Here is a 20765-nt window from a genome sequence, read left to right on the forward strand (position 1 = left end):
TTCCAACCATTCGGACCGCCATCCCCAATTAAATAGAGCGATACTTTTTTGAACGTTATGGTATTATCAATGGTATTGATTTTTATTTTATATCTGCCCTTTGTTGCTTCTGTAATGAGCCATTTATTGTCAACATCACATCCTGCATTTTGCTCTACAGGACCGCTTATCAAATCCTGATTGTCAACAGATGGTCTATACCATTCGCCGCACCAATCACCCAATGGACCAGCAAATATTTTGAAATTACCTGGGGCAAAAGTGCCTTCATAAATAAACTCAATGGGATTATTTTCATTTTGTATAAATGCCACAGGCGAATCCACATTCCAACCACTTTCTGAGGCATCACCAACAATCCAAAGCATTGGGAAAGCAGGTTCATCAGGGTCTACAGGCACGTAAGTCTCAATTGTAATTGTTTTGTTCAAAAGATCCAAGGTCAATCTATAGTTGTCTTCTGTTTCAATGCTCCATTGTAAATCATCTCCACTGCCACCTTCGTTGTAAATGATTTTGCCATCATCCGTCTCATCTTTAGTGTAGAAATCTTGACACCAACAACCGTCCTGACTTACTGCAAATTTGAAATTGCCTGGTTTTAGCACGCCCTCATAGACAAACACGCCTCTTTGGGTCGTTGATGCACTTAATTCCGTGGCACTGCCAATATTCCACCCATTTGGAGTGGCATCTCCAACAATATACAGGTGTTGGGTTATAGGTTTAAAAGTTGTGGCTGTAAAATTGACTGTGGCAATCTGGGTAGGCACAGATTCGTTCGAAACGTTTGCCGTTATCATTGCCGTTAAATCATAAGTCTGATCTGGTTCCAATCCATTGTCCAATAGTAATTTGTTGAGATTTCCGTAATTAGTGTTGAATGAATAAGTGTTTTGAACATCGGAAACCAGTGTAGCAATCGGATTTGAAAAATCTCCAGTTACATGGTCTACTTGGAGCGTATATTTTATTGCGGCACCGGTATTTTGATTCGTTCCGGTGGACCAATTGAGGTCTATGGCAGCATCAAAAAGCAATTCCTTCAGGACAATTTCACTATCGGAAATAGAAATTCCCAAAGTATCCTGAGTGTCAAATGAAGAGTCTACCAAATCATCATTACAAGACGAGAGGAACAGCATTAGTAATGATAACACGCCAATGGTGATCGTTTTAATGTTATTAAATGTTTTCATAATTCAAAATGTTTAGTATCCAGGATTTTGAGTAAGATTGGGATTTCTGTCGATTTCAATCTGAGGTATTGGAAACAAAAGATGCTTTTGTGCGGCATTGTTCTTTCCAATCGAATGAAGAAAGTCCAACCCATATTGTCCATTGTTTACCCGTATTAAATCAAACCATCTTTGACCTTCAAATGCCAATTCAAGACGGCGCTCCTTGAGTACAGCTTCCCTAAATTGTGCTTGGCTCAATCCTAAAGGTATATCATTGAGTCCCGCTCTGTTTCTAATACGATTGAGATATATTTCTGCATCGCTTGTCTGTCCCAGTTCATTTAGAGCTTCAGCCTTCATCAACAGAACATCGGCATATCTTAGGACAGGGAAATTCATAGGGCTGTTGTCGTAACTTGGCACAACGCTTATTGGCACTAAAAATTTACGCACATTATAACCTGTATAGGAATAACTGGCCTGGTAGGGAAGTCCGTCAAAATTTGGTCCGCCTTCATATAAGACGGTCACCTCTTTTCTTTTGTCGTTGGGTTCATATTGATTCATGAATTCTTGTGTAGGCTGATTCCATCCATAGCCACCACCAACAAAATTGGCGCCTCTCGGTCCCATGAATGGACTTGCCCAAGATGCTTGATTTTCGTTGTCCCAAAAACCGTAACCACCATCAGAAGCGTATTGAACCTCGAAAAGGGATTCTTGCGAGTTTTCATTTTCAATATTAAAATTATCGTAATAATTGGGGTTCAAGGCATACCCAAGACCTTCCACCTGCGTGATCATATCGACTGCTTCCTGGTAGTTGCCGAGCGTAAGGTGCACTTTTGCCAAAAGTCCATAAGCAGCACCCTTGGATGCCCTTCCAAGGTCCTGGGTCCCATATGCCGATTTTGGTGGCAATAATTGGGTAGCATTTTTTAGGTCGGAGATAATTAAATCGTAAACCTCATTTACCGGCGATCTTGAAGGGAACAAGTTGTCATCAGAATTTAATGGGACTGTGGTAAGTGGAACGTCTCCAAAATACCGTGCCAAAATAAAATAATAATGTGCTCTTAAGAAATAGGCCTCACCCATGGATCTGTCTTTTATGTTTTCATCAATGTCAAGCGTTGGTGCAGACTTTAAGACAATATTGGTCATCAATATTCCTGGCCATGGCCCTCGCCATAAATCCAGTACTCCTGCATTATCAGGCTGTACGGTAAAGTTTGACATGTTCTGGGTTTCTATGCCATCAGTTCCTCCTCCTGCACCAACTATACTGTTGCCTGCCATAATATCAGAAGTCCACATTCTTAGATTATAAAGTTTTGGCCATTGTAACGGTTGGTACGCACCGTTAACAACCGTGACCAATTCTTCTGCTGTTTTTGGATAATTCTTGGTGTTAATGGTATCCAATGGTTGCTTGTCTAAAAAGTCATCACTGCAACTGCTTAAAAAAAGGATTACCATTGCGGCCATAAAATATTTTGTGTTTTTCATGATTCTAATTTTTTTAAAAACCTAAAGTTGCTCCTATGGTGTATGTTTTGGTTATTGGATAAATGTTATTGTCGATACCGTTTGGTCCTACCTCGGGATCAAATCCTGAATAGTTTGTGATGGTGAATAAATTTTGTCCGGAAACATAAAGCTTGATAGAGCTGAAAGGGGTGTTTTTAAACTTTTCCGACGGTAATGTATAGGCTAAATTCACGTTTTTAAGTCTCAAATAGGAACCGTCCTCGATATATCTAGTGGATTGTCTGTTATTGTTGTTTGGGTCACCAAACACTGCCCGTGGTACAGAATTGCTTGTTCCCGGACCATTCCAACGATTCAGTACCTCGGTGGACTGATTGGTAGTAACCGACATGTTTTCCGTGTACAGACGATTGGCATTAAAAATGTCATTTCCATAAACGCCTTGAAAGAAGACGCTCAAATCAAAGTCACCAATACGGAATGTATTGTTCAATGAATAATTAAACTTTGGGTTTGGATTGCCAATAAAGGTTCTGTCGTTGTCATTAATGACACCGTCACTATTTAAATCCTTAAACCTGATGTCTCCTGGGGAGGTACTGGAAGCAGGATCGCTGCCTGGAACTTGTACGGCATGGTTATTTACTTCTTCTTGGGTTTGAAAGATTCCGTCCTGTACAAAGCCGTAAAAAACATTGATCGGTTGTCCTGGTTGGATTCTGCCCAATGTGTAATTCAATCCAATGCTTCCTGTAGTCAGTGGGGTATTGCTATTAATGTCTATCACTTCATTTTTGTTGTACGCGAAGACCACATCTGTCGACCATTTAAATTTGTCAGTACTCATATTATGTGTGGTAAGGAGCAGTTCGATACCTTGATTCCTGATTTGGCCAGCGTTGATAAATGGTACATAAATATCCGAATACCCAGAAGTCACCGGTACCGTTTGAGGCACTAGCATATCTTCAGTGTTTTTCACGTAGCCATCGATGGTGACATCCATAAACCTGTTGAATAGTGAGGCGTCTATTCCAATATTGAATTGTTTCTGTGACTCCCATTTTACATTTGAATTTGGTAATACGGTGGGAACAGCGGCAGTTACGAAAACACCATTGAAATTGTATAAGTTGGTGTTATAGGCCGAAGCAAAAGAATAATTGCCAATATTTTGATTGCCTGTCACCCCATAACCGACTCTTAACTTTAGATCGTTGATGATTTTGGATTCTTGAAGAAATGCTTCTTCAGAAACCCTCCAAGCTGCTGATGCGGATGGAAATGTTCCATATTTATTGCCACTTCCAAATCGTGACGAACCATCACGTCTAATGGTTGCTGTGAGATAATATTTGTTTTTAAAATCATATTGTCCTCTCGCAAAATAGGAGAAAATAGACCATTCAGATCCGCTTCCATTAATGGTGGGTTGCAACAAGCCGTTATTTAGGGTTTGGGTGCTTTCACTTGGAAATCCCTGAACGGAACCGCTTATGAATCTAAATTGATTTTCCTGTGCACTTGTTCCAATAACAGCAGTTATGGAACTTCCACTATTAAATTCCTTGTTGAAGGTTAATGTGTTATCCCAAACCAAGGTCAAGCTTTTATTTGAAGATTCTGATAAATAAGCATTTGGAGCTACGTCAGAATCCCAACTGTAGGAAGGGGACCAAGTCCTGGTATCCCAAAAATTGGCTTCTACTCCTAGCAAGGTTTTAAACTTCAAATACTTTAAAAGTCCCAATTCCCCATAGACATTCCCTTGGAGGTTGTATCCTTTAATCGTGTTCTTGACAATATTTGATTTTCCGATCGGGTTTTCAATATCTCCGGAATAAATAGGCTGACCTATAGGGCCTGAATAATTTCCGTTCTCACGATAAATAGGTTGGGTGGGTAGGGACAAAATGGCATTTTGGATATTATTGTCACCGTTGTCCTTGATATCATAATTCAATTTCAAACTGTTTCCAAACTTGATATGTTCATTCATTTGTGTGTCCGAATTAAATTGTAGAATATACCGCGTGTATTCTGAATTGATAATAATACCGTCCTGATCAAAAACATTTAATGAGGTGAAAATATTGGATTTTTCATTTCCCTGTGCGTAGGAAAGGGTCACATTGTTTTGACGTCCCGTGGTAAAAAAGGAATCCAACCAATCTGTTCCCTTCCCTAAGGAAGATGGATCAGAAAAGTTGGGGTTGGGTGTAAAGCCGCCATTTGTTAGCATTTCGTTGCTTAATGTTGCAAATTGTTCCGCATTTAAAACGTCTATGACATTGGTGGCCTGTTGAAAGCTCGTAAAAACATCAATGTCGATGGTCCCCTTTCCTTTTTTGCCTCTTTTTGTACTAATGATGATAACCCCATTTGAACCTCTGGCACCGTAAATGGCGGTCGCAGAGGCATCCTTTAAAACCTGGAACGTTTCTACATCGTTCATGTTCACCTGGTTTAAGCCTCCATTCAATGGCATACCATCAACGACTATTAAAGGGTCGTTGTTGCCTATGGTTCCAGTACCTCTAATCCTAAATGTGGGATTGTTCCCTGGTTGTCCAGAAGTTATTACTGTAACACCAGCGGCTCTGCCCTGTATGGCATCGCCAATATTTGAAGAAGGTTGGCTCACAATATCATCGGTTGAGACCGTTGAAACAGACCCAGTCAAATCCCGTTGTTTGGATTCGCCATAGCCGATGATGACCACTTCATCCAACGCAGCTATATCTGGCGCCATTTGGACTGTAACGAAGTCTTTGGTTGCTTTAATGGTCTGTGTAGTATATCCAACATAACTGATTTCTATCAAGGACTGCAAACTGCCGACAGATATTTCAAACTCACCATCAAAGTTGGAGGTCACGCCATTGGATGTGCCAAGCTCTAAAACTGTGGCTCCCATTAAAGGCGTACTGAATTCATCAATTACTTTACCTGACATTCTAATTTCTTGTGAAACCATTACTATCGGCATCAAAAAGAGAAGAATAAGGATGTTGTGACTGTAGCTGCCTTGATTACGTTTTAAAATTGATTTGTTCATGTCAAGAATTAGTTAAGTTAATTGGCATGCTTCCATAATTAAAAGACATTCCGATTAACCCAAAGAAACAAAAATTTTAACCTCAAAACAGACAGCTAAATTTTCATCTAGATATAAACACAATAATAACAAGTGTTATTAGGGTTAATTATTTGAAAATCAATAGTCTAATCGAATTTGATGAAGATAATCCATATAGATATTTAAAAGTTTTAAATTTAAAAAAATGCTAATTTCTTAGGGAAAGTTTAAAACTTTTAGACTTTGATTGTAGTATTGTCAATGAGCTTTTGATCAAAATCCTCATTTTTAACGATAGACATATTTCGGATTTTGGACTTATAGGCATAAATGGAATTGACGGAATATCCTAAAATTTGCGCGATTTTGTCATTGTGTTTGACACCTAATCGGATCAATGCGAAAATCCTCAATTCTTTATTTAGAGTTTGCCCTTCTTTTAATTGAATTTGATTTTCTGGTTTTATAAGACTGTTGAATTCTGTGATATAATTGGGAAAGAGTTCAATGAATGCCGTATCAAAATTCTGTAATAGTTTCTCTTTTTCCTTTTTTAGATCGTATCGGGACAGCTGATAGCTTGCTTTTTTGTATTCTTCCAATTCAAGGCTTTTTTCGATATCCGAGGTGAGATCATTAAACTTCTCGAATATGTTGTCATATTCCGTAAAGAAAAATCCTAAATATTCTTCTTTGATTTTGTTGGCTTCCGAAAGACGGTAATTGACCTTCTCAATCTCTAGATTGCGTTTTTTCAATTGCTTATTTACAATTAGCAATTGTGCATGGGTTTCTTTTAGTTTTGTATGTGCTTTTGAAATTGAACCACGAGCTTTTTGAAGTTTTTTGTACTGAATAAAAATTATGGACGAAAATAGAATCATGATTACTAAAAAAACCACAACGCCTATATACTGCCAATAGAGACGTTTTCGCTCCATCTCGATATTTTTTACAATTTCATCTTCAATTAACGGAAGAACGGCCCCTACTTGAAGCTTTCTTTGTTGGGCACCATAGAATTTGGCATCTTGATAGGCTTTTTGAATTAGGGATGAGGCAGGTTCTAATTTTTTATTTAGAAACAATAATTCTGAAAGCTTGATGATGGCCAAGGATTCTTTGGTCGAGTTTTTTACATCAGAAATAGCTGCTTGTGCGTAATGATATTCTGCTAAATCATCCAAATGCTGTCTTTGGTATATTTCTCCCAAAATATAATTGGTCAATGCTCTTTCTCCCAAATCTAAATCTTTAGTGAGTAGTAATTTTAAGTTTTTAATAGCAGAATTGAACTCCCCATCACTGAAATCATTATAAGCTACCATAAATACATTGAAGAAAGTGCCTTTTTCTGTGAGATTTACAGTTTCTTCCCTGTAATAACGAGCATGCTCGTTATATTTTCTGCTAAAATCAGGAAGTCCACTATATTCCGCCATGTCACTGTAGCATCTTCCATATAGACCATAGTAAATAGGCTTATCGATATCTCTAACGTAATCGACATTTATCTTTTGTAGAAAATCCAAAGCTTCTTTGTACATGCCTACAGAAATAGCTATATCTGACATGTTTAAATAGGCTTTGCTTATTAATAGAGAATCATTTAGTTTAAAGGCTATGTCCTTTGCCTTTAATCCATAGTAATACGCAGAATCACTTTTAAACACCTTGTATTGATCAAATAATTGATTATTCAGATTAAACTTTGCGGTTAAATCATCAGAGCTTAATTGCTCTAACCGATCTTTGAGGATCTTCAGGGTCTTGCGTTTGTTTTGATCGTAGAAGTGGGAAGAATCGAGGGTTTGCTGTAATTCCTTTATTATGGAATTGTTTTGAGCCTGGGCGACATTTATAGTATAAAAATTAAGTAATGCTATAAATGATAGTTGTGAAAATATTACAAAAAACGTTTTCAAATTTATTCTTTTAGTAATTATATTGAGAGGATCTGCAGTTATTCGTTTTGAATTATGCCATACTATTTTGTGCATTGATAATCTAATGTAATTAATTCAATATAAACTAGCAAGGGGATAATTCTTTTGGGGTCATTGTGTTGACAGTTGGTTTGGTATTGATTTCCCTTGAGATTATTAAAATACCTGGCTCGGTACCCCTTTTATTAATGTCTTTTGATAATGCCCAATTAGCGAGAGCTGCCTATCATTCCATGGTCCCTGTGATACGTTTTGGGTTTGAGACAGAAATTAAGAAAAAGTAGAGCTATTTCCCTATTTCCTACCTGATATTGAATTCCTTTTTTAGAACTGCCCAGGACCATAATTATTTGTCATATACGCTCAGCCCATTGCCACTCCATTCCGCAAAAGCTCCATTACGGGCAATGCGCTTCCCTTAAAATCTTGGACCCTATCCCCAATTTCTACTTTCCATTTCGCTAACCCGTCCCGCTGCGCAGGAACGGGACGCTTCATTCCCAATCCCAAATTGTGAATAGCGTCCGCCAGATCGGACTTCCAATTTTCATTTGGTGCTGGTTTCCACGTTTTGTACTTCCCAAATTGCTTTCAGGCCCGCATCCATGCGCCTTAATGGCTAGAGTCACGAATATTGAAAATAATTATGATCTCATGAGAAAAGCACAACTTAATGTAATCTATAAGGACTGATTTGGCTTTTTTATACAAATTAAAAAGTTTCAGGATTTCCTCTCTTTTATTTAAATCTAAACGTTCTTATCATGGATGTAATTAAAAAACCGACTACAAATGACTTCGTAATCGGTTTATAGGGTCATTAATATAAAAGCTGTGATACAAAATGAATTGTTCTACATCGTTTATTGTCTCCTGTTTTAATAGGAAACTCTTCCATTCGTTTTATAACTCATTAATTTGGGACAAGAAAATTGCTGTTTACCTATTGATTTGTTTATTGTCCTATGTATTGAATTGCCAGAATTGAGGAAGTTCTACAGTCACCTTATTTTGAGGCGATAGGTTGAAGAATCGATTCGACAACATGAATTATACCATTCTGGGTTTTTATATCAAATTGTGCAATGTTGTGATTTTCGTTTCCTGCGCCATCCTTAATCGTAATTTTATTATTGGTCTTGGTAAACTTTAAATCTGCGCCTTCCCAAGTTTTAGCAGTGTCCAAACTGCCTTCCAGATCTTTTTTTGAAATCATTTTTAAAGTGACGATATGATGTTTCAAAACTGGTGTTAATATGTTTTCTGGAATATCTTCGACTTTTTTCCAGGAGGAATTTGTTTTTAGATAACTTGTTATGGCGGCTTCATTTGGTGCAAATATTGAAAAAGGTGCCAAGGTTGAATTACTTGACTTCAAGCTTTTCAGTGTTGTAATAAAGTCTGTCTGAGGCGTGGCTGTGGTCAGGCCTTTATAAAAACTTGAAAATTGTTTGTCCAATTCCAAAAAAGTAGCAACTGTAGGTAAAACAATAACACTGTTCACGATATGGACAACTCCGTTCTTGGCATTTATATTTACATTTTTGTCATCCAGCTTGGCAGCTCCATTGATGACGACTTTTTGGTTGTCAAGACCAATAAAAAGTGATAGATTCGCACCACTAGTGATGTACTTTTTATCCAATTTCGCTAAGTCGGATGTTTTAAGAACGGAGGTCGGTACCATATGGTTCAACATCAATTTCTTCAGTTCTTCCTTAGGTATGGCGTTGACATCTGCATAAGAGTTTTTCTTCAAATAATCATTGAATGCCAAATCGTTGGGAACAAAAACAGTATATTTTTGAGTACCTCCTAAAGTACCTAAAACCTCCGACCTTTCAAGTGCTTTGGTAAATTGGGTTGCTGATGGATTAGTCTTCAAAATAACAGCGATGGTTTTATCGAGTTGACTGTGATCTTCGCCATCATCGTCTTTTGAGCATGAGGCCATGAGCAGCACTACAACCAAGGTAAATATGAACGATTTACCCAAGATTAAACTTGATTTTGTGATTTTTCTTTTCTTTGAATTTTTTGTTTTCATGTAATTTTTTGTTTTAAAGGTTTGTTTAAATGAATTGGTAACAGCATTATCACAATCTCAGATGCTATATACATCTATAAAATGATAGACATCTTTAATTGTAAATTATTTTGATTCTATGAGTTGTTTTGGGATGTACATAGAAGACGGATTATATGGATTTAAAACATGTTAAATTGAAGATGGCATTGGGGGGCCATCTGTTAATGCCTTATGGTACCAAAAATGGAAATGTTTAAAACTAAATAAGGCAAGTACGAAATTGTCGGACCCAATGGATTGATCGTTTTTACTAATCTCATCTTTTTTTTGTTCTTAGGTTTACCCCAATACGCAGCCATTTTCTAAAACGCTACAGTACTTCAGAATTATTTGGATAAAATTATTTTAAGAGAAATTCCAACGGTATGTATTTTTTCTCCATCCTCGGTTGATGAGTGTATGGGATATTTGTAAAAAGGCTGAATTTCGTAGGATAATCGATCTGTTAAGAGTGCCCTATAACCAATAGAAAAATTTAAATTGTTTAGTAAAGTGAATTTTATGTTGTCATTGTCCGAGACTGTGGTTGTAGTATAGATCTCGGATGTCATATACGATTCTATATGTCCTACCTTTTCGTGATAGACAATAACTTCTCGAAAAATTGTAGACGATAATTCAGCTTTTTGCTTAAGGGTCAGATAAGACGATACCCCTGCTTGAAGAAAAAAACGACTATTGTTGATTGGAAGGTAGTAGGAGAAATTTAATGGAATATTTAATCCGTAACGTATGTTTTTATGTAAGTTTTCTGTTTCCTGACTGCTATGGATTGTTTCTTTCAGTAGTTCACGATCTTCTATGTTTTGCATAGTAAAGATTGCTCCCATGTTGAGAAAAAGATTAGGTTGGTTAAATGATATATTGACTGCTAATCCACCAGCAAACTCTGAAGAAGTGAAGCCTTCTTGTCCCATTGAACTTATGCCGTAACTTGGTGAAATCAGAAGGCCAAGTTCCACTTTACTTTTTGAACCCTCTATTTCTTCTGTTTTTATAACATCATTATAGGGGTCTGATAAGGTTACAGAATCCTTGAGTTTACTATTTATCGATACAGATTGTTGGGGGTTAAATATCAGACCTGAGCTTGGTTTTTTCACTTGAGGAGATAGCGTGTATTTAACGAAGAGATTAGCAAGAATTTTGTTTTGGTTACTATTTTGGGGTGTTTCATCTGTCAATGGACCCTTCATGATATTATCTTTAGGATAATCGGCAATGCTATTTGAGATAGGCTGACTCAATTCATTCATAAATGGCTCTGGGGCCTTCTTAGGATGAAATGAATCGTCCAATAGTTCAATCTCCTTGTTAAAAACTTTGCTTTCAATGGGTACAGGGGTGGTGACATGTGTCCATAAGCTGATGCCAATTGATAGACTCATAATAAAGGATGCAGTAAGACCATTAATTCTCCAAAGAAGGATCCTCTTTTTCTTTTCTTTACGTTTCTTCAAAAAACGTTCCCAGGCACCTTTTTCATAATCTTCAACATGCTTTTTGAGAATGTCTTTAATTTTTTGTGATATTTTATTGTCCAGGTGCTCCGTCATGATCTAATTAATTGGTGTTTTTGTTGATCATTTCCCGTAACCTTAATTTGGCCCTTGTCAGGTAGGTTCTTGACGAACTTTCAGGAATGTTTAAAAGTGTTGAAATTTCCTTATGGGTAAATCCTTCAATCTCGTACAAATTAAAGACTACCTTAAGCACATCAGGAAGTCTCGCTATCATATTGTAAATATCCTCTATGGTGAGTTGGTCCACCATTTCAATGGATGGTATATGGTTCATGTTTTCATGAATATCGAGGTGATTCATGAATTTTTTATTTTTTCTTAGGGTATCTATGGCCGTATTTATGGTAATCTTGCGAAACCAACCTTTAAATGGCTTGTTGAGATCAAAAGTGGAAATAGAATCAAATACCTTCATAAAGGTATCATCTACGATTTCTCGTGCTTCTTCTCTATTTGAACAGTATGACAAACTTATGGTCATAGCGTAACCGAAATATTTTTTGTAAAGTAATTCCTGCTTCTTCTGTTCTTTTTGTACACAACCCAAGATGATGATCTTCTCCTCTTCCGTATTCACAATTTTCGATCTGCTTTAAATTTGGCGCCCTATAAAACATAAAGGATTTGTATTCTCAATCAACAAGTTTTCAGTTGATTCTAATCATGTAAAACATACTCTGGAAGTAGATTTGCTTTATATGTTAGATCCTTATTTTCACAGTTGGCTTATCCTTAAAGAGAACTTAAATTTAAAGGCATTGGACATGTACGCCGCTTTGATTGCGCAGATCCCTTTTTTGCCAATACGTAACATCGATGAAGAATGCTACAATCAAAGTTCAATTAATTTTGAAGTCAACATTACAGTGATCTATTGGTTACAATTATATATTTGGTTCAACAGATTCTGAAAATTCAGGAACTTGATATCTTCATTTCCCAACCTTTTCATAGGCCAGACAAAAAGAGACTTTCTTTTCTTAATTGTTGTTTGTTTTGATAAAGTTTAACCTGAAATTTCTTGATAACCTTTCAATCAGTAGATCGTAGTTATTTTCATGACATAAACTGGTCGAATGTACCCGTGGCATACATTAGAATAATACGATAATTAGATTTATAAACGACTGATTGTTATCTAAATATGGGTAATTGAATATCGCAAGTGTTGAAATATTGTGATCCGATATGAAATAATAATGAACAAAGGATTTGGTTTTATTTATACACTCCTTTCAAATTTTTACGTTTATTTTTATATAAATTAACTCCTCGAAGTATTGATTTGATTTTCTTCGACCTTGAATTTCTAAATGAGGGCGATAAGGGATACTTACTCCATTTATAGTGTTAATTAGATTCTTAATTCTTTCCTGGTCGCTCTCTTTAGCTAAAAATCCCTTATTGGCAGTCGTCATTTTGATGCGATTTGCCCTTCCAAGAATCCTTGACGATATTACTGAAATTAAACAGTCTCAAATAGGATCGGGACAATCGATTTTTATATGTTCATAACCTTTGCTATTTTAAATAAGTTGTGACGACTTGAAATCAATAATTAAAATGAGAACAATCAATTATTTTGCACCAATTACGTTGGAGAGATCGATTGTGATTGATGCGAAGGTGGAAGAAGTGTGGAAAGTACTCGTGCAAATCGATAATTGGTCCCATTGGAATAAAGATATTTCAATTTCCAAAATTGACGGTAGAAAGCGTTCCGATTGCTATTTTCGTTTGAAATCGGGTTTTACATTTAGAGCTAAAGTGCACACTCTTAAAGATAATTTTGAGTTTGGTTGGACGGGGAGAGCTTTGGGGCTTTTTCTTGTGAATAATTGCAAATTGCGCAAAACAGAAGATAAAACAAGTATTTATATTGAAGAAAGCTTGGAAGGAATTTTTGCTTTATTATTTCGTGGTATGTTGCAGCGCAATTTTGACAAAAGAGTTGATAATTGGCTCCAACAAATAAAAATATATTGTGAAAACACTGAAAATTAATAATCCTTATAGCCTCATGGGCTTGACACTACCGTGCCTCGTAATTGTATAAAGTAGGTGGGTCAGTAAATACTGCGATGCTTGCTAGTTCTACATGAATTTTACGAGAGTAAAATACAAATAAAAATAATGGCCATATACTTTAAATACTTTTTTCTAAGTTTAAAATGAGGCATTTCACATTGAAATTAAAGTGTTTCAGAACATTTTAATAATTGTAATTGGCAGTATGAAATATCTTGGTCTCTTAAAAATGATTTCTTATGAGAGTAAAACTTTTTATCATTCTTTGTGTGTTGTTCTGTAAACATACGGCAATCGCCCAAGAAGATTTGCCCACCGATTTTCTTTCCGCTGAATTTCATAAAGGAAGACGAAATGCATTTAAAAAATTAATGCCTCCCAATAGTGTCGCAATATTTTTTGCAAATCCAGTTCAAAATCGGTCTAATGATGTTGACTTTATCTTTCATCAAGATCCTAATTTGTATTACTTATCGGGATATAGGGAGCCAAATGGAGTATTGGTGATTTTTTCTGAAACCCCAAAGGGCAGCAATACGGAATATGACGAAATTCTATTTGTCCAACCAAGAAATCCTGATCAGGAACAATGGACAGGCTATAGGTTGGGGGTGGCCGGTGCCAAGGAAAAGCTCGGAATAAACACGGTTTATGAAACAAAGGACTTTATTGATAATGGAATTGATTTTTCAAGTTTTAGCACCGTCCTTTTATCTCAACCTAAAGGTGCATATACCGATGATCCCCAAAATCATTTGGATTCCTTCGATTTATTGGATTCCTTTTTAAGACAAATGGGACATTCCATCACTGTACCACAAAGTAATGTCAATTTGGATGTTTCTCCATTAAGGACTGTCGATAATAAAATAGATCCATCAACGCTTCATCATATTATGGCTTCCCTCAGACAGATAAAAACCCCTGAGGAAATTGAACTATTATCAAAGGCTGCAAAAATATCTGCTATTGGGCAATATGAGATCATGAAGGCTATGCATCCGAAAATGTCGGAAACTGAAATTCAAGGGGTGCACGAGTACATTTATAAAAAATATGGAAGCGAATTTGAAGGATACCCAAGCATAGTGGGTGCCGGTGCAAATGGTTGTATCTTACATTATATTGAGAACAATAAAACCAAGGTTGGCAACGAACTGGTATTGATGGATCTTGGCGCTGAATATCGTGGTTATACAGCAGATGTTACCAGAACAATTCCTGCTAATGGACAATTCACTGAGCCACAAAAAAAAATCTATAATCTCGTTTTAAGAGCCCAGGAAGCAGGAATAGAACAGGCCATAGTTGGAAGTGATTTCAAGAGGGTCGATGACGTGTCCCGTGACATAATTTATAAAGGCTTACTTGAATTGGGAATCATTTCCTCATTAGATGAAGGCCGTCAATATTACCCCCATTCCGTTGGACATTATTTGGGACTGGACGTTCATGATCTCGGATTGGATGGGGCATTTGAAGAAAACATGGTTATTACCGTTGAACCGGGAATCTATATTCCTGAAGATGCTGATTGTGATCCTAAATGGCACGGTATCGCCGTACGCATTGAGGATGATATACATATTACCAAAAACGGACCTATTAACCTTTCGGAATATGCCCCTCGAACTGTTGAGCAAATCGAATTGTTGATGAAGGAAGAAAGTGTTCTGAATAATTTTGTATTGCCTCGTGTTGACTGAACAACGGTGGATGATTCATGCGAAAAATTGTATTATGAGATATAGAACTTTGATGAGTTTCCATTTGATTTTTTTAATGGCATTTATTCCTAGTTGCCATGGCCAATTGCCATTGCCTTCAGGATGTTATAATATTGGGGTTTGTTCCTCACAGCTAAATGATCCTTCACGTCAAGATCTTATAAATAGCGACGCCCCGAGACATATCCCAGTATCTGTTTACTACCCTACCTTTGATGCATTGAAGTTGCCATCATTCTATATGACCAACAAAAGGCTTCTATCGGAAATGATCACTTTCGGATATAGTCATCAGGATAGTTTGGCCTTATCTAAAATGGCAACTTACAAAGTACAGGCCATTCCACACGCTGAGATTATCAAGGATCAGAATTTTCCACTAATCCTTTTCTCACATGGTCTCGGGGTTTCAAGACTTCATTATAGGCTCTTGTTTGAAGAATGGGCAAGCCAAGGTTATATCGTTGTGGCAATAGATCATCCTTATGGAGGTTTTACAATGTTTTCTGACGGTCAATTGGCTACTTCGCGTATGGATCCTCTTTTAGTTGCCCAAGACAGGGCCTATCTCCTAAAAACTATTGATTTGTGGGTGGAGGATATATCATTTGTCATAAGCCAGATTACCTCAAATGGGTCACCCCTCGGAACTTATTTTTCTTCTCTGATTAATATAGAGAACATTGTTTCCATAGGTCACTCATTAGGTGGTAATGTAGCTGTTCTGGCATCGCATAACGATCAGCGAATCAAAGCTGCTATTAATATGGATGGCGGTACATTTAATGACAAATTGCATAACGCGTATAAAAAGCCTATTCTCACTTTGCGCAGTCAGCCAATTTATAGTGATGACGACTTATTGAAGAAAGGTCGTAATAGATCGGATTGGGACCGGATGGGACAAGATATCGATGCCTCTTTCGCAGCAGAATTATCGCAGGCCAAACTCGCATATGAACTGAAAATATCTGGTGCTGGACATATGAGTTTTTCTGATGCACCATTTGTGTTGCCAGATATGGTGACCCGTTTTAGAGGAAAGGTCATAGATGCCCATAGAGGTTTCGATCTGATAAAGGAATCAATCCATTTGTTTTTGGATTCTATACGATCAAATAGACCAGCTCCACTGGGTCAATTGGTAGATAGGTATCCAGAGCTTTCACTTAAGATCTATGGTGGCGGTGGTATATCCGATACTACATCCAACAAATATTAAAAGACTAGGAAGGGGTAATTGGGATTCTTATAATGTTTTCGACCCCAAGGCCCCGATCCCAATTTTTTAATGTAAAACTTGCCCTTGAACCGTATAGATTTTCTAACCGTTGTTTTAAATTCGCAATGCCCACCCCTGTTTGTTTTTTATGATTGAAATCTTCTATGATTGGACCATTGTTGCGAACTTTGATAATCAGAAATTCGGAATCTTTGGTGATGTTTATTTCTATAAGTAGGGGCGAGGTTGAATTTGCATATCCGTAATTTATTGAATTTTCAATCAATGGCTGTAAGACCATTGCTGGAATATTCATATCTTTCACGTCCTCTGGAATGTTTTCAATGATTTCTAAATTTTCTGGAAACCTTACCTTCAATATTTCAAGGTAGTGCCCGAGGATTTCCATTTCTTTCGCGACCGAAAAAAAATGGATCGTACTATTTTTGGTAACTTCCCTAAAAAAAGTGCTTAAATCCACCAAGGTGTCCTGGGCTTTCTTTTTGTCTACATCTATTAGCCCGATAATACAATTAATGGTATTAAATAAAAAATGGGGCTGTAATTGGGAAGTCAACATATTCATTCTTGCAGTAACGACTTGGGTCTCAAGAAGACTTTTCTGTTTTTCACTCGCCCTAATAATACTAAAATAATAGTAAGTATAGATGATGAAGAGCATGGCGAAATATACCAGGAAGTTGATGTCAATAACGCTAAGGAAAATGTTCAGACTCTTATTGAAGTCATAAGCTTTTATTGAACCTATTTGCAGTCGATACAAGTCGGTTATAATCTGAATAACAATGCCCAGAACCAACGCGAGTGCAAAATGTAAGAGTAGAATTTTACGCCAAGAGGTTCGTTTTAGAATTAACCGTTTGGTATGCATGGCAATAAGCTGCATAATCATTAATACAGTAACGGCATCAAGGATATAAAGCTGATAGTAGAAATTTTCTCCCTGTACAAGCGGGGAGCCCTTTAAATAAGCTGTAGAAAATACCTTAATAAGATTGAGGGCAATAGTAATTAAATAGAAGCCGACCAGAATCAATGTGAGCTCCCGATCAAAATATTTATTAAAAAAGTGCTTAAGTTTCATCTATATTCCCAATTTTTCCAACAATTCTTTTTTTGTGGATTTGCTGACACTTATCAATTTGTTATCGTCCATCCTCACATCTATTTCTGAAAAATCACTGTGTACTATTTCTTTGATCGCTTGTAAATTAACTATTGAAGATCGATGAACTCGGAAAAAAATATTGGGGTTCAGAAGGTTCTCCAAGTTACCTAAGGTGTCTCTATGCAAATATTTCGCGTCAGCCGTATATATCTCAGCATATACTCCTGAAGCCAAGATATATTTGATAGTACTTGTGGGAATAAGACTTGTTTTGTTTCCCTGCTTTATCGCTATTCTTTCAAGATAACGTTCTTCTTGGCCTCTCAAAGTGGCCATCAGACTTTTAAGTTCCGATTTAAAATCAGGAGTGCTCACCTTGGGACTGTGATTTAAAACCTTTTTTACCGTTTTGATGAAACGATCTTCTTTAAAGGGCTTTACCAAATAATCAAAAGCTTCAAATTCAAATGCTTTTAAGGCGAAGTCGTCATGGGCGGTTACAAATATCACTACGGGTTTTTTTTGACAGGTTAAATTCTCCAACACTTCAAACCCATCCATATCCCGAATATTGATATCTAGGAAGATCAAATCAGGCTGTAAATTATTGATGGTTTCAATGGCTGAGGTTCCATTGTTGCATTCGGCAATGACATCTAGGCCTTCTATTTTATTTAAAAGGCTTAAAATACGCTGGCGAGCGAAAACTTCATCATCTACAATTATGGTTTTCATACAAATAGAGGTCTTGATTACAATTTTGAAGTCCTTAGACTTCAATTAGGATAAATATGTTGATTAAGAACATTTTTCGAGTGATTCACAACAATAACCCAAAAAGATGATCGAATTTAAAATAATTTTAGTCAATAATCAACAATGTAATAATATCTAAAAACCATTAAAATCATGATACGAATTCTATTTTTATTTTTAGTCTGGTTGGTCTCTTGGTTTTTGAATGCCACTCCAAACGAGTTTTTTGAGACCAAAGTTCCAGTGATAACATTAAGCGGAACTCCGTTTGAGAGAGGTTATAATCATGGAGAGAAACTAAAGAAGCCTATTGCTGAAGTTTTTCAACTTTGGAAACAAAGCATTCACAAGGATACCAAAAGACATCCAGATTCAGTAATCTCACATTTTCTTAAGACCACTAATTATAAAAAGGCCATAAGTGAATGGACTCCTCAAATTTGGGAGGAGATCGAGGGTTTGGCTGCCGGATCGGGTCAATCGTTGGATGATGTATTCGCCTTTCAAATGATAGATGAATATTGGGGATATCTGGATCGTCTTCAAAATAATTCCGTGGATAAGGATCATTGCAGTGCGATTGGCGTCGCAAAAAACGGCTCCCATCCGACGATGGTGGCGCAGAACATTGATATTGATAATTTTATGAATGGCTATCAAGTCCTGTTCCACATTCCAGAAAATGACGATACTCCTGAGCAATATATTATGTCCTGTGCCGGGTTTATTGGTTTTGCTGGAATGAATAACAAGGGACTGGCCGTGGTGATAAACGCATTAACCGACTTGAAAAATGCCACTACTGGCTTACCGGTGACCTTTGTGACCCGTGGATTATTGCAAAAATTGAATAGTGAGGACGCCCTAAGCTTTGTTCAGAATGTAAAGCATGCCACAGGTCAAAACTATCTTATTGGAACGAATGATCAGGTGTATTCCTTTGAAGCGTCAGCCAATCAAGTCGTACAATTCAATCCACATCAAAATCAGTTGGTCTATCACACCAACCATTCACTTGACAATCATGATATTAAGCCATGGATGGAAGACTACCACAAAAGAATCTTATCTGGTGTGGGTAAACAGACTAACAGTCAAACGAGACTGAAAAGCTTGGAGTCGCAATTAGCCTTAAAAAACAAAGATCTTGGAGCCGAAACTTTAAAAGATATACTCCGCTCGAAGGAAAATCCACAATTCCCAATCTGTGTCAATTTTAGGGATGATGGAGTGGCATTTACTTTCAGCTCTGTAGTATTTACTTTGGGCGAGAACTCCACCGCCGAAGTGACCTATGGTTCTCCCGATCGTGCCATGTACCATAAGCATCATTTCAATAAGTAAGAGGTTTAATAACATTTTCAAAACGCTTGAATTTTTTAAAAAACACTAATCAAAATTTAATCCATCCACAGACATGAAACCCAAGACCACCTCATTCGTTCTTTCTCTTTTAGTATGCTTGCTGGTCAATGACCTTAGAGCCCAGAATTTAAAGAACCAACAAAAACTGACCAAAGATCTGCAAGTTCATTTGGATTCCATGCAAAAGGTGAACGGTTTTCCAGGAGTTACCTTGTCGGTACTACTTCCAAATAATAGGCAAATAGCCATGGCAGCAGGTACTGCTGATCCTTTGCAGAATATTACCATGAGGCCTCAACATCGTATGTTATCGGGAAGTAATGGAAAAACTCTTTTTATTGCTGCTGCCTTAGTACTTGCAACCCAAGATTATTACCAACTCGATGATAAAATTGAGCACTATTTGAATGATGAGCCTTGGTTTGATAGACTGCCCAACGCTTCTACAATTACCATGCGAATGCTCATGAACCACACCTCGGGTCTGGAGGAGTATTATGGATTGGGTAACTTTATGTCCCTTGTAAAACAGGATCCCTCCCGAAGTTTCACGCCAAAGGAAACATTTGAATACCTATTCGACAGACAGCCACTTTTCCCAGCGGGTTCTGATTGGGGCTATGCCGATAGTAATTATATTTTATTGGGCTACATCCTCGAAAAAATCAGTGGTAAATCTATGTATGACTTGGTGGAAACCTATGTCTTAAAGCGTCATAAGCTAAAGCAAACGGAACCATCCACTAAGCGTAAGTTTAAAAATCTCGCTGTTGGGAATAGCCGTAAAGGTAGTCCATTCCCGTTTGAGGGGCCAATGGTACGGCATGGAAAGCTCGTCTTTAACCCCCAATTTGAATGGATGGGAGGCGGATTCGTCTCTAATGTCAATGATCTCTCCACATGGGTAAAGGATCTACACAATTACCGAGAAATTGATCCCTTCCTTTTAAGGGAGATGCAAGTGAAGGTGCCTGCAAAAACGGGTAAGGGACATGCCTATGGTCTCGGCATTCAGATAAGACCTTCGACCAAGTTTGGGGACAGCTATGGACATAGTGGGTGGTTTCCTGGGTACTTGACCGATGCCGTGTATTTTCCAGACGAAGATATTGCCGTGGCGATTCAATTTAATACCGATGATATTGCCCTGCTTAAAATATCGCCCTATGAGTATATTCTAATCTTCACTGAAATGATCGTTGATCATTTGAAAAACGGATAGCTACCAA

General features: G+C 37.2%; 14 protein-coding genes. 5 read left to right on the forward strand and 9 right to left on the reverse strand.

What is annotated here, in order from left to right; all coding sequences use genetic code 11:
- The 7 genes from MWU32_RS04640 to MWU32_RS04670 form a co-directional block, all read right to left on the reverse strand.
- The coding region (locus MWU32_RS04640; RefSeq protein ID WP_246938188.1) for a SusF/SusE family outer membrane protein at window positions 1-1199 on the reverse strand (1199 nt) is incomplete at its 3' end.
- Window positions 1200-1211: 12 nt separating this feature from the next.
- Window positions 1212-2690 carry a RagB/SusD family nutrient uptake outer membrane protein gene (locus MWU32_RS04645; RefSeq protein ID WP_246938189.1) on the reverse strand — a complete coding sequence of 493 codons (1479 nt, stop codon included), beginning with the start codon at window positions 2688-2690 and terminating at the stop codon, window positions 1212-1214.
- Between the two features lie 13 nt (window positions 2691-2703).
- A complete protein-coding gene (locus tag MWU32_RS04650; protein WP_246938190.1) occupies window positions 2704-5730 on the reverse strand; it encodes a SusC/RagA family TonB-linked outer membrane protein in 3027 nt (1008 codons plus the stop codon).
- Between the two features lie 257 nt (window positions 5731-5987).
- Window positions 5988-7676: a DUF6377 domain-containing protein gene (locus MWU32_RS04655; RefSeq protein ID WP_246938191.1), complete on the reverse strand. Its 1689-nt coding sequence runs from the start codon at window positions 7674-7676 to the stop codon at window positions 5988-5990.
- Between the two features lie 1027 nt (window positions 7677-8703).
- Window positions 8704-9744: a fasciclin domain-containing protein gene (locus tag MWU32_RS04660; RefSeq protein WP_246938192.1), complete on the reverse strand. Its 1041-nt coding sequence runs from the start codon at window positions 9742-9744 to the stop codon at window positions 8704-8706.
- A 368-nt stretch (window positions 9745-10112) separates the two neighbouring features.
- Window positions 10113-11342 (reverse strand): hypothetical protein, encoded by a 1230-nt coding sequence (locus MWU32_RS04665; protein WP_246938193.1) that lies wholly within the window; start codon window positions 11340-11342, stop codon window positions 10113-10115.
- A 7-nt stretch (window positions 11343-11349) separates the two neighbouring features.
- Window positions 11350-11886, reverse strand: coding sequence for an RNA polymerase sigma factor (locus tag MWU32_RS04670; RefSeq protein ID WP_246938194.1), 537 nt, complete (start codon window positions 11884-11886; stop codon window positions 11350-11352).
- A 986-nt stretch (window positions 11887-12872) separates the two neighbouring features.
- Between MWU32_RS04670 and MWU32_RS04675 the strand changes: the two genes are divergently transcribed.
- From MWU32_RS04675 to MWU32_RS04685, 3 genes are all read left to right on the forward strand, one after another.
- On the forward strand, window positions 12873-13313 hold the full coding sequence (locus MWU32_RS04675; RefSeq protein ID WP_246938195.1) for an SRPBCC family protein: 441 nt from the start codon (window positions 12873-12875) through the stop codon (window positions 13311-13313).
- Between the two features lie 263 nt (window positions 13314-13576).
- On the forward strand, window positions 13577-15043 hold the full coding sequence (locus MWU32_RS04680; RefSeq protein ID WP_246938196.1) for an aminopeptidase P N-terminal domain-containing protein: 1467 nt from the start codon (window positions 13577-13579) through the stop codon (window positions 15041-15043).
- A 34-nt stretch (window positions 15044-15077) separates the two neighbouring features.
- On the forward strand, window positions 15078-16286 hold the full coding sequence (locus tag MWU32_RS04685) for an alpha/beta hydrolase family protein (protein WP_246938197.1): 1209 nt from the start codon (window positions 15078-15080) through the stop codon (window positions 16284-16286).
- A 4-nt stretch (window positions 16287-16290) separates the two neighbouring features.
- Here the strand turns inward: MWU32_RS04685 and MWU32_RS04690 are convergent, their stop codons facing one another.
- Both MWU32_RS04690 and MWU32_RS04695 read right to left on the reverse strand, forming a co-directional pair.
- The gene (locus MWU32_RS04690; protein WP_246938198.1) at window positions 16291-17391 is read right to left on the reverse strand and encodes a sensor histidine kinase; all 1101 of its coding nucleotides are present in this window, start codon (window positions 17389-17391) and stop codon (window positions 16291-16293) included.
- Entirely contained in the window at window positions 17392-18150 is a 759-nt protein-coding gene (locus MWU32_RS04695; protein ID WP_246938199.1) for a LytR/AlgR family response regulator transcription factor, read from the reverse strand.
- A gap of 174 nt (window positions 18151-18324) precedes the next feature.
- On the opposite strand from MWU32_RS04695, the gene MWU32_RS04700 reads away from it, so the two are divergent.
- Both MWU32_RS04700 and MWU32_RS04705 read left to right on the forward strand, forming a co-directional pair.
- Window positions 18325-19515 carry a C45 family autoproteolytic acyltransferase/hydolase gene (locus MWU32_RS04700; RefSeq protein WP_246938200.1) on the forward strand — a complete coding sequence of 397 codons (1191 nt, stop codon included), beginning with the start codon at window positions 18325-18327 and terminating at the stop codon, window positions 19513-19515.
- Between the two features lie 73 nt (window positions 19516-19588).
- A complete protein-coding gene (locus tag MWU32_RS04705; RefSeq protein ID WP_246938201.1) occupies window positions 19589-20758 on the forward strand; it encodes a serine hydrolase domain-containing protein in 1170 nt (389 codons plus the stop codon).
- The last annotated feature ends 7 nt before the right edge of the window (window positions 20759-20765 follow it).

The sequence above is a fragment of the Gelidibacter sp. F63206 genome (assembly GCF_023015735.1).

What these genes read in the sequence shown, in the direction of transcription:
- MWU32_RS04645 (WP_246938189.1), bottom strand. Translation starts at nt 2,690, where the DNA reads ATGAAAAACACAAAATATTTTATGGCCGCAATGGTAATCCTTTTTTTA.
- MWU32_RS04650 (WP_246938190.1), bottom strand. Translation starts at nt 5,730, where the DNA reads ATGAACAAATCAATTTTAAAACGTAATCAAGGCAGCTACAGTCACAAC.
- MWU32_RS04660 (WP_246938192.1), bottom strand. Translation starts at nt 9,744, where the DNA reads ATGAAAACAAAAAATTCAAAGAAAAGAAAAATCACAAAATCAAGTTTA.
- MWU32_RS04665 (WP_246938193.1), bottom strand. Translation starts at nt 11,342, where the DNA reads ATGACGGAGCACCTGGACAATAAAATATCACAAAAAATTAAAGACATT.
- MWU32_RS04675 (WP_246938195.1), top strand. Translation starts at nt 12,873, where the DNA reads ATGAGAACAATCAATTATTTTGCACCAATTACGTTGGAGAGATCGATT.
- MWU32_RS04680 (WP_246938196.1), top strand. Translation starts at nt 13,577, where the DNA reads ATGAGAGTAAAACTTTTTATCATTCTTTGTGTGTTGTTCTGTAAACAT.
- MWU32_RS04685 (WP_246938197.1), top strand. Translation starts at nt 15,078, where the DNA reads ATGAGATATAGAACTTTGATGAGTTTCCATTTGATTTTTTTAATGGCA.
- MWU32_RS04690 (WP_246938198.1), bottom strand. Translation starts at nt 17,391, where the DNA reads ATGAAACTTAAGCACTTTTTTAATAAATATTTTGATCGGGAGCTCACA.
- MWU32_RS04695 (WP_246938199.1), bottom strand. Translation starts at nt 18,150, where the DNA reads ATGAAAACCATAATTGTAGATGATGAAGTTTTCGCTCGCCAGCGTATT.
- MWU32_RS04700 (WP_246938200.1), top strand. Translation starts at nt 18,325, where the DNA reads ATGATACGAATTCTATTTTTATTTTTAGTCTGGTTGGTCTCTTGGTTT.
- MWU32_RS04705 (WP_246938201.1), top strand. Translation starts at nt 19,589, where the DNA reads ATGAAACCCAAGACCACCTCATTCGTTCTTTCTCTTTTAGTATGCTTG.